This is a genomic window from Vibrio sp. ABH4_348, assembly GCF_056159765.1.
In genome coordinates, this window is the sequence record NZ_JBSWVW010000001.1 from 2,613,005 (window position 1) to 2,627,259 (window position 14,255).

The window sequence follows — 14,255 nt, forward strand, 5'->3', positions numbered from 1 at the left end:
TCAGGATTCTCCTATAACACGATTTCTTCCTGCATTTTTTGCTTGATAAACACAGTCGTCTGCACGTTTGAGTAAATTATCAAGTTGCTCAGGTGCCGCATTTTTACAATCGACGCAAACCAAACCAATACTTATGGTGATCTTGATATCCGCCGACTTCGATTGAATCGTTGTTTCAGCTACTTGTTTCCTTATGTTCTCTGCAAAATCCATGGCTTGTGAAACAGATAATCCTGAAAAACTTAAAGCAAACTCCTCACCACCTAAACGCCCAATCAAATAGTTGGAGTTTGAAAGGGTCTGTAATTGTTTAGTTAATTCTATTAATACGGAATCACCGGTTGGGTGGCCATAGCTATCATTAATTTTCTTAAAATAGTCGACATCTAGCATAAGAATGGAAAAATCACTGCGCCATCGCTGACAGCTCTCCATAAGCGATTTGGTTTGTTTGTAAAAACTTCGTCGATTCATAACCCCAGTAAGCGGGTCGGTTTCCGCAAAGTGTCGCAACTTGGATTCTAGTGCTTTCCTTTCACTGATGTCGGTCAACGACATAATCAAGAGCTTTCTGTCGTCAAACAACAAGGTACTAAGTGCCAGTTCAACCTGCCTTTCATCCGCTTCTCCGTGCTTAAACGTTATATCACATCGACTTACACTGGAATCAGAAAAGTCAGACAGTGCACTTTCTACGTGTTCAACAAACCTATCTCGGTCATTGTCGATAACAAAGTCAATGGGGTGTTGATCCAGTAACTCTTCTTGGTCTAAACCAAGCAGTTGCGGCAGAAAATTGTTGATCATTAAAATATCGAGATAAGGATTACAGATAAGAATCCCTATTGGGGCAGCGTTAACCAATTCTTGAAGCTGTAATTGAGACCGTTCGATTTGTTTTAACCGCTGATTCTGTAATTCCTCCAACTTTTTTCTCAATGAAATGTCTTGTAGAACCAACAACCAGCGGTTGTTAGCAACCTCTGTCAAAATGACATTCAAATAGTAGTCGCGAGCATTCACCACTACTTCGATTTCTGAGGTTTTACGCTTACAGCTTTTAAAATCTTTGAGTAAAGCCTTTAACAAAGGTGAGCTTTGAGTCAACGTCAGATCAAAGACGCTTTTAAAATTCTCTTCTGGAGTCACAATAGGAGGATGAATACTGCCCGCACGTATATCTCTTACCTTACCGGTTCCATCGATCCAGAGACTGACATCTGGTAATGAATCTAAGATAAGGTTTAGCGTTTGGTTCCTATGATTCAATTCTTCACAGCTTAAATCTAAGGAGCGTTCGGTTATCTGTGCTTGCTCGGCTTGGTCTAAATAAGCCTGTTGGACAAGGTCCACAAACAGTTGGACCTGTTTATCTTGCGGTAAACCATCGGGAAATGCTTTTTTGAGCTGGCGGGCTAGGAGCCGTTGCATCTAGATCTCCCAAAATGTTGTGATTGTCATAGTCTGATTGTGAAGTTCAGAACAGCTTGCCGTATCAAATGGTGCGATTTCACCGTATGAGTAAAAACCAAAGATGGTGGTTTGTTGAGGTAATGTTTCTTTAACGGCATCCACTTCTTCTTCTACCATCTGCTTAAGTAGTAATTTTCGACCAACGCAACTTATTAGCATTGCAACGGAGGGTTTATCATCAGGTGGGCCCGCAGCGATTTCTCCGGCATTTTGCGCACCCACAATCAAAGAATCAACATTGGCCCGCATTAGTTTGGCAGATGCTCCCTGAGGGACGTGCCCAGCAAACGTTATACTTCCTTGGTCTTCATCAATAGCCAGTAATGTTCTAACTAGTTTCGTGTCCTTACCATCTTCGGTTATTTCTAATGGAAACCTCAATCCAGTAGCGGGAAGGCCTTCTGACAAGTCCCCTAGATAACTTTTATACACTTCCAACGCATTCTTATCATCAAGCTCGTAGAGTACATTTTCAACGGAACGAGTTACCAATCTTTCCATTCCGAATGAAGTCCACCCGCCTCGCGAACCATACCCCACGCGAATATTTTCTCCGTATAGACCAATTGCAAGTACATGCTGAGTGCGATATTCCTGACCAACCAGTACAAACGTTTGTTCGAATTTTTCATTGTCCCCTGCAAGGCCGCCTGTCACCTCGACATCTTTAGGGATATGGCTATTGATTCCGTTGACCAACTCGGCACCATTCACCGCCAGTCCTTCACTCAATACTAAAACATGTTTTAAGTCGTCACCCTGTTCAACCAGATTACGTGCTAAGTGCTGTCCTACCGCTGCACTGTCTCCATCAAACTGGGGTAAACTCGCACTTGCGATTTTAAATGGGCTTTGCTCAAACAAAATCAATGTGGCAACTAGAGTATTTTCAGTCACGCTGGTCTCGAATATTTCGCCACTTGTCGAACAACCTATAATGGACGCCTTGGGAAAATTATAACTGAGTTGTGTAACGGCTAACTCAGCTTCAGAGTTATATCCGAGAATAAATATAAGGGAGTAGGTTTGATTGAAATCAGAATCCTTCAACACCTTCTGTTCCCATGCACCTTCACGCCAAATCATTTGTGCTGTTTTCAATCTATACCGTCCTAACAATACTAATCAGTAAATTAAATTTAGTCGGTTTTCCAATGTGCTGCTTGTTAACTTGACACTAAGATTTAGGAATTACTGACTGCTAAAAATCAACTCAGTTAAGAATCACAACAGGTATTGAGGGATGTTTGTAACTGCTGTCACGTTTGTTCTCACAAACGGAAATACTTTATCAATAAGCTAAAGCAAATAATTTGGAATGGTTTCGCGAACTTTGGGGATAAATGACGGGTAATCTTGCCACAGAAGGACAAATTTGTTTCGTTCTAAAACGAAAAAAACCAGTCCGAAGACTGGGTTTCTTGATAAATGGCGGGGCGGCCGGGCTTGCGGGCAAGCGGGACTCGTTGGTCGAAGACCAAAATAATACCGCACATACAAAAAGACCTCAGCATTTCTGCTGAGGTCTGAGATAAGTGGCGGAGCGGACGGGACTCGAACCCGCGACCCCCGGCGTGACAGGCCGGTATTCTAACCAACTGAACTACCGCTCCGCACTGGTTAGACTCTTGAGTCTAAGTTTTTGCCTTTAGATTTTTCTAAAATCTAAAAACGAAAATAAAGCCTGGCGATGTCCTACTCTCACATGGGGAAGCCCCACACTACCATCGGCGCTAATGCGTTTCACTTCTGAGTTCGGCAAGGAATCAGGTGGGTCCACATCGCTATGGTCGCCAAGCAAATTCTTTTTACTTTCAGCTTTTTCTAAAAACTGAAAATAAATAATCTGGAAAGCTGTTTAAAAGTCTGTATTTACACATTCAACGTTCTTGCTTTGAGTCCATCAAAACCCTTTGGGTGTTGTATGGTTAAGCCTCACGGGCAATTAGTACAGGTTAGCTCAACGCCTCACAACGCTTACACACCCTGCCTATCAACGTCGTAGTCTACGACAACCCTTTAGGACGCTTAAAGCGCCAGGGAGAACTCATCTCAGGGCTCGCTTCCCGCTTAGATGCTTTCAGCGGTTATCGATTCCGAACTTAGCTACCGGGCAATGCGATTGGCATCACAACCCGAACACCAGAGGTTCGTCCACTCCGGTCCTCTCGTACTAGGAGCAGCCCCCTTCAATTCTCCAACGCCCACGGCAGATAGGGACCGAACTGTCTCACGACGTTCTAAACCCAGCTCGCGTACCACTTTAAATGGCGAACAGCCATACCCTTGGGACCGACTTCAGCCCCAGGATGTGATGAGCCGACATCGAGGTGCCAAACACCGCCGTCGATATGAACTCTTGGGCGGTATCAGCCTGTTATCCCCGGAGTACCTTTTATCCGTTGAGCGATGGCCCTTCCATTCAGAGCCACCGGATCACTATGACCTGCTTTCGCACCTGCTCGAGCCGTCACTCTCGCAGTTAAGCGGGCTTATGCCATTGCACTAACCTCACGATGTCCAACCGTGATTAGCCCACCTTCGTGCTCCTCCGTTACTCTTTGGGAGGAGACCGCCCCAGTCAAACTACCCACCAGGCACTGTCCTCAACCCCGATAAGGGGCCTAAGTTAGAACATCAACACTACAAGGGTGGTATTTCAAGGACGGCTCCACGCTATCTGGCGACAACGTTTCAAAGCCTCCCACCTATCCTACACATGTAGGGTCAATGTTCAGTGCCAAGCTGTAGTAAAGGTTCACGGGGTCTTTCCGTCTAGCCGCGGGTACACTGCATCTTCACAGCGATTTCAATTTCACTGAGTCTCGGGTGGAGACAGCGTGGCCATCATTACGCCATTCGTGCAGGTCGGAACTTACCCGACAAGGAATTTCGCTACCTTAGGACCGTTATAGTTACGGCCGCCGTTTACCGGGGCTTCGATCAAGAGCTTCGCGCAAGCGCTAACCCCATCAATTAACCTTCCGGCACCGGGCAGGCGTCACACCGTATACGTCATCTTACGATTTTGCACAGTGCTGTGTTTTTAATAAACAGTTGCAGCCACCTGGTATCTGCGACTCTCGTCAGCTCCATCCGCAAGGGACTTCACCATCAAGAGCGTACCTTCTCCCGAAGTTACGGTACCATTTTGCCTAGTTCCTTCACCCGAGTTCTCTCAAGCGCCTTGGTATTCTCTACCCGACCACCTGTGTCGGTTTGGGGTACGATTCCTTACAATCTGAAGCTTAGAGGCTTTTCCTGGAAGCATGGCATCAATGACTTCATCACCGTAGTGACTCGACGTCGTGTCTCAGCCTTAGAGAGGTCCGGATTTACCTAAACCTCAAGCCTACGCACTTGAACCTGGACAACCGTCGCCAGGCCCACCTAGCCTTCTCCGTCCCCCCATCGCAATTGTAAGAAGTACGGGAATATTAACCCGTTTCCCATCGACTACGCCTTTCGGCCTCGCCTTAGGGGTCGACTTACCCTGCCCCGATTAACGTTGGACAGGAACCCTTGGTCTTCCGGCGAGGAGGTTTTTCACCCCCTTTATCGTTACTCATGTCAGCATTCGCACTTCTGATACCTCCAGCAGCCTTTACAGACCACCTTCAACGGCTTACAGAACGCTCCCCTACCCCGCAATCAAAGATTGCAGCCGCAGCTTCGGTTTATAGCTTAGCCCCGTTACATCTTCCGCGCAGGCCGACTCGACTAGTGAGCTATTACGCTTTCTTTAAATGATGGCTGCTTCTAAGCCAACATCCTAGCTGTCTAAGCCTTCCCACATCGTTTCCCACTTAGCTATAATTTGGGACCTTAGCTGGCGGTCTGGGTTGTTTCCCTCTCCACAACGGACGTTAGCACCCGCTGTGTGTCTCCCGGATAGTACTTACTGGTATTCGGAGTTTGCAAAGGGTTGGTAAGTCGGGATGACCCCCTAGCCTTAACAGTGCTCTACCCCCAGTAGTATTCGTCCGAGGCGCTACCTAAATAGCTTTCGGGGAGAACCAGCTATCTCCAGGTTTGATTGGCCTTTCACCCCTAGCCACAAGTCATCCGCTAATTTTTCAACATTAGTCGGTTCGGTCCTCCAGTTGATGTTACTCAACCTTCAACCTGCCCATGGCTAGATCACCTGGTTTCGGGTCTATATCCAGCAACTGAGCGCCCAGTTAAGACTCGATTTCTCTACGGCTCCCCTAGTCGGTTAACCTTGCTACTGAATATAAGTCGCTGACCCATTATACAAAAGGTACGCAGTCACCCCGAAGGGCTCCTACTGCTTGTACGTACACGGTTTCAGGTTCTATTTCACTCCCCTCACAGGGGTTCTTTTCGCCTTTCCCTCACGGTACTGGTTCACTATCGGTCAGTCAGGAGTATTTAGCCTTGGAGGATGGTCCCCCCATGTTCAGACAGGATATCACGTGTCCCGCCCTACTCGATTTCACTGATGATGAGATGTCGGTTACGGGGCTATCACCCTTTATTGCGGCACTTTCCAGAGCCTTCACCTGTCTCATTAAAAGCTTAAGGGCTAATCCAATTTCGCTCGCCGCTACTTTCGGAATCTCGGTTGATTTCTTTTCCTCGAGGTACTTAGATGTTTCAGTTCCCTCGGTTCGCTCTGTTAACCTATGTATTCAGTTAACAGTACTAGCTTATGCTAGTGGGTTTCCCCATTCGGAAATCGTAGACTCAGGTGGCTGTTACTGCCTAATCTACGCTTATCGCAAGTTACTACGTCCTTCATCGCCTCTGACTGCCAAGGCATCCACCGTGTACGCTTAGTCACTTAACCATACAACCCCAAAGGGTCTTACTTCGCAAAAAGTAAGGTTAAACAACCAAAGTTGTCTCTCAATTATTTACATGAGTGAGAGACTGATTTTGCCGGACTCAAATAATTTCTTTTGCTTTCTAAAAGCGAAAACAAAAGCCAAGAACACTTGAATGTGTGTTGGTACCTAAATCACTTATATTTCAAAGTAAGTTAGGATTTGAGAACTTTTAAATGAATAACAACGCATATCCGAAGATATGGGGATTGTTGTTATTCGTCAGCTTTCCAAATTGTTAAAGAGCGAGTTTGCTTTCTATCTAAAGAAATAAACCATTTTTAAATACACTCGAAAGAGTACTTAAAGATGGTATCCCGTAGGGGAGTCGAACCCCTGTTACCGCCGTGAAAGGGCGGTGTCCTAGGCCTCTAGACGAACGGGACACTAGTTGGTGGAGCTAATCGGGATCGAACCGATGACCTCTTCGCTGCCAGCGAAGCGCTCTCCCAGCTGAGCTATAGCCCCATACGTTGCTCTAACTAAACTTATCAATCTGTGTGAACACTCATCGCAATAATCTTTTCGTAAGGAGGTGATCCAGCGCCAGGTTCCCCTAGCGCTACCTTGTTACGACTTCACCCCAGTCATGAACCACAAAGTGGTGAGCGTCCTCCCGAAGGTTAAACTACCCACTTCTTTTGCAGCCCACTCCCATGGTGTGACGGGCGGTGTGTACAAGGCCCGGGAACGTATTCACCGTAGCATTCTGATCTACGATTACTAGCGATTCCGACTTCATGGAGTCGAGTTGCAGACTCCAATCCGGACTACGACGCACTTTTTGGGATTCGCTCACTCTCGCAAGTTGGCTACCCTCTGTATGCGCCATTGTAGCACGTGTGTAGCCCTACTCGTAAGGGCCATGATGACTTGACGTCGTCCCCACCTTCCTCCGGTTTATCACCGGCAGTCTCCCTGGAGTTCCCACCCGAAGTGCTGGCAAACAAGGATAAGGGTTGCGCTCGTTGCGGGACTTAACCCAACATTTCACAACACGAGCTGACGACAGCCATGCAGCACCTGTCTCTCAGTTCCCGAAGGCACAAGACTGTCTCCAGTCTCTTCTGAGGATGTCAAGAGTAGGTAAGGTTCTTCGCGTTGCATCGAATTAAACCACATGCTCCACCGCTTGTGCGGGCCCCCGTCAATTCATTTGAGTTTTAATCTTGCGACCGTACTCCCCAGGCGGTCTACTTAACGCGTTAGCTCCGAAAGCCACGGCTCAAGGCCACAACCTCCAAGTAGACATCGTTTACGGCGTGGACTACCAGGGTATCTAATCCTGTTTGCTCCCCACGCTTTCGCATCTGAGTGTCAGTATCTGTCCAGGGGGCCGCCTTCGCCACCGGTATTCCTTCAGATCTCTACGCATTTCACCGCTACACCTGAAATTCTACCCCCCTCTACAGTACTCTAGACGACCAGTTTCAAATGCAGTTCCCAGGTTGAGCCCGGGGCTTTCACATCTGACTTAGTCATCCACCTGCATGCGCTTTACGCCCAGTAATTCCGATTAACGCTCGCACCCTCCGTATTACCGCGGCTGCTGGCACGGAGTTAGCCGGTGCTTCTTCTGTTGCTAACGTCAAATGATACCGCTATTAACGGCACCACCTTCCTCACAACTGAAAGTACTTTACAACCCGAAGGCCTTCTTCATACACGCGGCATGGCTGCATCAGGCTTGCGCCCATTGTGCAATATTCCCCACTGCTGCCTCCCGTAGGAGTCTGGACCGTGTCTCAGTTCCAGTGTGGCTGATCATCCTCTCAGACCAGCTAGGGATCGTCGCCTTGGTGAGCCTTTACCTCACCAACTAGCTAATCCCACCTGGGCATATCCTGACGCGAGAGGCCCGAAGGTCCCCCTCTTTGAGCCGAAGCTATTATGCGGTATTAGCCATCGTTTCCAATGGTTATCCCCCACATCAGGGCAATTTCCCAGGCATTACTCACCCGTCCGCCGCTCGACGTCCAACAAATCATCCGAAGAGTCAATGTTGCCGTTTCCGCTCGACTTGCATGTGTTAGGCCTGCCGCCAGCGTTCAATCTGAGCCATGATCAAACTCTTCAATTTAAGTTTTGGTTGGCTCAATGAATACTGACATTACATATGTAATGTTGAATTGACTGTGCTGAATCCGAAGATTCAATTGGTCACTTCGTTCATTGAAACCGAATTTGAAGCCTAAGCTTCTAATTGGATTATCATCAACGAGTGCCCACACAGATTGATAGGTTTACATTGTTAAAGAGCTTGGCTTTCAGTGGCTTAGCACTCAAGCAGGACGCGTATATTACGCTGTCTACTTTGAAAGTCAACATAAAACTTTAAGTTAGTTTAAAGTCTTATGGTGACTTGCTTATTGGATAAGCAAGTAGAATTAAAAGCCTGGCGATGTCCTACTCTCACATGGGGAAGCCCCACACTACCATCGGCGCTAATGCGTTTCACTTCTGAGTTCGGCAAGGAATCAGGTGGGTCCACATCGCTATGGTCGCCAAGCAAATTCTTTTTACTTTCAGCTTTTTCTAAAAACTGAAAATAAATAATCTGGAAAGCTGTTTAAAAGTCTGTATTTACACATTCAACGTTCTTGCTTTGAGTCCATCAAAACCCTTTGGGTGTTGTATGGTTAAGCCTCACGGGCAATTAGTACAGGTTAGCTCAACGCCTCACAACGCTTACACACCCTGCCTATCAACGTCGTAGTCTACGACAACCCTTTAGGACGCTTAAAGCGCCAGGGAGAACTCATCTCAGGGCTCGCTTCCCGCTTAGATGCTTTCAGCGGTTATCGATTCCGAACTTAGCTACCGGGCAATGCGATTGGCATCACAACCCGAACACCAGAGGTTCGTCCACTCCGGTCCTCTCGTACTAGGAGCAGCCCCCTTCAATTCTCCAACGCCCACGGCAGATAGGGACCGAACTGTCTCACGACGTTCTAAACCCAGCTCGCGTACCACTTTAAATGGCGAACAGCCATACCCTTGGGACCGACTTCAGCCCCAGGATGTGATGAGCCGACATCGAGGTGCCAAACACCGCCGTCGATATGAACTCTTGGGCGGTATCAGCCTGTTATCCCCGGAGTACCTTTTATCCGTTGAGCGATGGCCCTTCCATTCAGAGCCACCGGATCACTATGACCTGCTTTCGCACCTGCTCGAGCCGTCACTCTCGCAGTTAAGCGGGCTTATGCCATTGCACTAACCTCACGATGTCCAACCGTGATTAGCCCACCTTCGTGCTCCTCCGTTACTCTTTGGGAGGAGACCGCCCCAGTCAAACTACCCACCAGGCACTGTCCTCAACCCCGATAAGGGGCCTAAGTTAGAACATCAACACTACAAGGGTGGTATTTCAAGGACGGCTCCACGCTATCTGGCGACAACGTTTCAAAGCCTCCCACCTATCCTACACATGTAGGGTCAATGTTCAGTGCCAAGCTGTAGTAAAGGTTCACGGGGTCTTTCCGTCTAGCCGCGGGTACACTGCATCTTCACAGCGATTTCAATTTCACTGAGTCTCGGGTGGAGACAGCGTGGCCATCATTACGCCATTCGTGCAGGTCGGAACTTACCCGACAAGGAATTTCGCTACCTTAGGACCGTTATAGTTACGGCCGCCGTTTACCGGGGCTTCGATCAAGAGCTTCGCGCAAGCGCTAACCCCATCAATTAACCTTCCGGCACCGGGCAGGCGTCACACCGTATACGTCATCTTACGATTTTGCACAGTGCTGTGTTTTTAATAAACAGTTGCAGCCACCTGGTATCTGCGACTCTCGTCAGCTCCATCCGCAAGGGACTTCACCATCAAGAGCGTACCTTCTCCCGAAGTTACGGTACCATTTTGCCTAGTTCCTTCACCCGAGTTCTCTCAAGCGCCTTGGTATTCTCTACCCGACCACCTGTGTCGGTTTGGGGTACGATTCCTTACAATCTGAAGCTTAGAGGCTTTTCCTGGAAGCATGGCATCAATGACTTCATCACCGTAGTGACTCGACGTCGTGTCTCAGCCTTAGAGAGGTCCGGATTTACCTAAACCTCAAGCCTACGCACTTGAACCTGGACAACCGTCGCCAGGCCCACCTAGCCTTCTCCGTCCCCCCATCGCAATTGTAAGAAGTACGGGAATATTAACCCGTTTCCCATCGACTACGCCTTTCGGCCTCGCCTTAGGGGTCGACTTACCCTGCCCCGATTAACGTTGGACAGGAACCCTTGGTCTTCCGGCGAGGAGGTTTTTCACCCCCTTTATCGTTACTCATGTCAGCATTCGCACTTCTGATACCTCCAGCAGCCTTTACAGACCACCTTCAACGGCTTACAGAACGCTCCCCTACCCCGCAATCAAAGATTGCAGCCGCAGCTTCGGTTTATAGCTTAGCCCCGTTACATCTTCCGCGCAGGCCGACTCGACTAGTGAGCTATTACGCTTTCTTTAAATGATGGCTGCTTCTAAGCCAACATCCTAGCTGTCTAAGCCTTCCCACATCGTTTCCCACTTAGCTATAATTTGGGACCTTAGCTGGCGGTCTGGGTTGTTTCCCTCTCCACAACGGACGTTAGCACCCGCTGTGTGTCTCCCGGATAGTACTTACTGGTATTCGGAGTTTGCAAAGGGTTGGTAAGTCGGGATGACCCCCTAGCCTTAACAGTGCTCTACCCCCAGTAGTATTCGTCCGAGGCGCTACCTAAATAGCTTTCGGGGAGAACCAGCTATCTCCAGGTTTGATTGGCCTTTCACCCCTAGCCACAAGTCATCCGCTAATTTTTCAACATTAGTCGGTTCGGTCCTCCAGTTGATGTTACTCAACCTTCAACCTGCCCATGGCTAGATCACCTGGTTTCGGGTCTATATCCAGCAACTGAGCGCCCAGTTAAGACTCGATTTCTCTACGGCTCCCCTAGTCGGTTAACCTTGCTACTGAATATAAGTCGCTGACCCATTATACAAAAGGTACGCAGTCACCCCGAAGGGCTCCTACTGCTTGTACGTACACGGTTTCAGGTTCTATTTCACTCCCCTCACAGGGGTTCTTTTCGCCTTTCCCTCACGGTACTGGTTCACTATCGGTCAGTCAGGAGTATTTAGCCTTGGAGGATGGTCCCCCCATGTTCAGACAGGATATCACGTGTCCCGCCCTACTCGATTTCACTGATGATGAGATGTCGGTTACGGGGCTATCACCCTTTATTGCGGCACTTTCCAGAGCCTTCACCTGTCTCATTAAAAGCTTAAGGGCTAATCCAATTTCGCTCGCCGCTACTTTCGGAATCTCGGTTGATTTCTTTTCCTCGAGGTACTTAGATGTTTCAGTTCCCTCGGTTCGCTCTGTTAACCTATGTATTCAGTTAACAGTACTAGCTTATGCTAGTGGGTTTCCCCATTCGGAAATCGTAGACTCAGGTGGCTGTTACTGCCTAATCTACGCTTATCGCAAGTTACTACGTCCTTCATCGCCTCTGACTGCCAAGGCATCCACCGTGTACGCTTAGTCACTTAACCATACAACCCCAAAGGGTCTTACTTCGCAAAAAGTAAGGTTAAACAACCAAAGTTGTCTCTCAATTATTTACATGAGTGAGAGACTGATTTTGCCGGACTCAAATAATTTCTTTTGCTTTCTAAAAGCGAAAACAAAAGCCAAGAACACTTGAATGTGTGTTGGTACCTAAATCACTTATATTTCAAAGTAAGTTAGGATTTGAGAACTTTTAAATGAATAACAACGCATATCCGAAGATATGGGGATTGTTGTTATTCGTCAGCTTTCCAAATTGTTAAAGAGCAAAGTGTTTACACACTTTCTAACGATTCTCAGGGACTAAAACTGAACCACATACAGGTTAACGAAGTGGTTTGGATTTTCTGTCTAAAAAATAGTTAGAGAGTGGTGGGCGATACCGGGCTCGAACCAGTGACCCCCTGCTTGTAAGGCAGGTGCTCTCCCAACTGAGCTAATCGCCCACAATGTTTTATTTCCCGTGGAAGGAAATGGTGGGTCGTGCAGGATTCGAACCTGCGACCAATTGGTTAAAAGCCAACTGCTCTACCAACTGAGCTAACGACCCATTTCTTTTGAAGTATTGCTTCAAGAGAAGATGGTATCCCGTAGGGGAGTCGAACCCCTGTTACCGCCGTGAAAGGGCGGTGTCCTAGGCCTCTAGACGAACGGGACACTAAGCAGTAAGTGTTGGGCACTTACCTGTAAACTCTTTACATCATAAACCATCAATCTGTGTGAACACTCATCGCGACTTATTTGTCTTCACTTTAAAAAGTGAAAGCAAACTATCCGTTTTCGTAAGGAGGTGATCCAGCGCCAGGTTCCCCTAGCGCTACCTTGTTACGACTTCACCCCAGTCATGAACCACAAAGTGGTGAGCGTCCTCCCGAAGGTTAAACTACCCACTTCTTTTGCAGCCCACTCCCATGGTGTGACGGGCGGTGTGTACAAGGCCCGGGAACGTATTCACCGTAGCATTCTGATCTACGATTACTAGCGATTCCGACTTCATGGAGTCGAGTTGCAGACTCCAATCCGGACTACGACGCACTTTTTGGGATTCGCTCACTCTCGCAAGTTGGCTACCCTCTGTATGCGCCATTGTAGCACGTGTGTAGCCCTACTCGTAAGGGCCATGATGACTTGACGTCGTCCCCACCTTCCTCCGGTTTATCACCGGCAGTCTCCCTGGAGTTCCCACCCGAAGTGCTGGCAAACAAGGATAAGGGTTGCGCTCGTTGCGGGACTTAACCCAACATTTCACAACACGAGCTGACGACAGCCATGCAGCACCTGTCTCTCAGTTCCCGAAGGCACAAGACTGTCTCCAGTCTCTTCTGAGGATGTCAAGAGTAGGTAAGGTTCTTCGCGTTGCATCGAATTAAACCACATGCTCCACCGCTTGTGCGGGCCCCCGTCAATTCATTTGAGTTTTAATCTTGCGACCGTACTCCCCAGGCGGTCTACTTAACGCGTTAGCTCCGAAAGCCACGGCTCAAGGCCACAACCTCCAAGTAGACATCGTTTACGGCGTGGACTACCAGGGTATCTAATCCTGTTTGCTCCCCACGCTTTCGCATCTGAGTGTCAGTATCTGTCCAGGGGGCCGCCTTCGCCACCGGTATTCCTTCAGATCTCTACGCATTTCACCGCTACACCTGAAATTCTACCCCCCTCTACAGTACTCTAGACGACCAGTTTCAAATGCAGTTCCCAGGTTGAGCCCGGGGCTTTCACATCTGACTTAGTCATCCACCTGCATGCGCTTTACGCCCAGTAATTCCGATTAACGCTCGCACCCTCCGTATTACCGCGGCTGCTGGCACGGAGTTAGCCGGTGCTTCTTCTGTTGCTAACGTCAAATGATACCGCTATTAACGGCACCACCTTCCTCACAACTGAAAGTACTTTACAACCCGAAGGCCTTCTTCATACACGCGGCATGGCTGCATCAGGCTTGCGCCCATTGTGCAATATTCCCCACTGCTGCCTCCCGTAGGAGTCTGGACCGTGTCTCAGTTCCAGTGTGGCTGATCATCCTCTCAGACCAGCTAGGGATCGTCGCCTTGGTGAGCCTTTACCTCACCAACTAGCTAATCCCACCTGGGCATATCCTGACGCGAGAGGCCCGAAGGTCCCCCTCTTTGAGCCGAAGCTATTATGCGGTATTAGCCATCGTTTCCAATGGTTATCCCCCACATCAGGGCAATTTCCCAGGCATTACTCACCCGTCCGCCGCTCGACGTCCAACAAATCATCCGAAGAGTCAATGTTGCCGTTTCCGCTCGACTTGCATGTGTTAGGCCTGCCGCCAGCGTTCAATCTGAGCCATGATCAAACTCTTCAATTTAAGTTTTGGTTGGCTCAATGAATACTGACATTACATATGTAATGTTGAATTGACTGTGCTGAA

2 protein-coding genes, 6 tRNA genes and 6 rRNA genes are annotated in these 14,255 nt (G+C 48.4%); all 14 read right to left on the reverse strand.

Annotation, left to right across the window (positions count from 1 at the left end; genetic code table 11):
- Positions 1-1,431, reverse strand: coding sequence for a sensor domain-containing diguanylate cyclase (locus tag ACXAFJ_RS11885; RefSeq protein ID WP_475323628.1), 1,431 nt, complete (start codon positions 1,429-1,431; stop codon positions 1-3).
- Positions 1,432-2,574, reverse strand: coding sequence for an FIST signal transduction protein (locus ACXAFJ_RS11890; RefSeq protein ID WP_475323630.1), 1,143 nt, complete (start codon positions 2,572-2,574; stop codon positions 1,432-1,434).
- 435 nt (positions 2,575-3,009) lie between these two features.
- Positions 3,010-3,086 (reverse strand) — tRNA-Asp (locus ACXAFJ_RS11895).
- Between the two features lie 69 nt (positions 3,087-3,155).
- Positions 3,156-3,271: ribosomal RNA gene (rrf, locus tag ACXAFJ_RS11900) — 5S ribosomal RNA — on the reverse strand.
- Between the two features lie 126 nt (positions 3,272-3,397).
- A 23S ribosomal RNA gene (locus ACXAFJ_RS11905) occupies positions 3,398-6,283 on the reverse strand.
- A gap of 347 nt (positions 6,284-6,630) precedes the next feature.
- A tRNA-Glu gene (locus ACXAFJ_RS11910) sits at positions 6,631-6,706 on the reverse strand.
- A 6-nt stretch (positions 6,707-6,712) separates the two neighbouring features.
- Positions 6,713-6,788, reverse strand: a tRNA-Ala gene (locus ACXAFJ_RS11915).
- A gap of 60 nt (positions 6,789-6,848) precedes the next feature.
- Positions 6,849-8,400: ribosomal RNA gene (locus tag ACXAFJ_RS11920) — 16S ribosomal RNA — on the reverse strand.
- A gap of 313 nt (positions 8,401-8,713) precedes the next feature.
- Positions 8,714-8,829 (reverse strand): 5S ribosomal RNA (gene rrf, locus ACXAFJ_RS11925).
- 126 nt (positions 8,830-8,955) lie between these two features.
- A 23S ribosomal RNA gene (locus ACXAFJ_RS11930) occupies positions 8,956-11,841 on the reverse strand.
- Positions 11,842-12,227: 386 nt separating this feature from the next.
- Positions 12,228-12,303 (reverse strand) — tRNA-Val (locus ACXAFJ_RS11935).
- A 28-nt stretch (positions 12,304-12,331) separates the two neighbouring features.
- Positions 12,332-12,407: transfer RNA gene (locus tag ACXAFJ_RS11940), tRNA-Lys, on the reverse strand.
- A 31-nt stretch (positions 12,408-12,438) separates the two neighbouring features.
- Positions 12,439-12,514, reverse strand: a tRNA-Glu gene (locus ACXAFJ_RS11945).
- Positions 12,515-12,640: 126 nt separating this feature from the next.
- Positions 12,641-14,192: ribosomal RNA gene (locus ACXAFJ_RS11950) — 16S ribosomal RNA — on the reverse strand.
- Together the 16S, 23S and 5S rRNA genes with 6 tRNA genes alongside form the textbook arrangement of a ribosomal RNA operon.
- Positions 14,193-14,255 lie beyond the last annotated feature (63 nt).

Excerpts from the sequence above, each read along its gene's own strand:
- ACXAFJ_RS11885 (WP_475323628.1), bottom strand. The coding sequence starts at position 1,431 with ATGCAACGGCTCCTAGCCCGCCAGCTCAAAAAAGCATTTCCCGATGGT.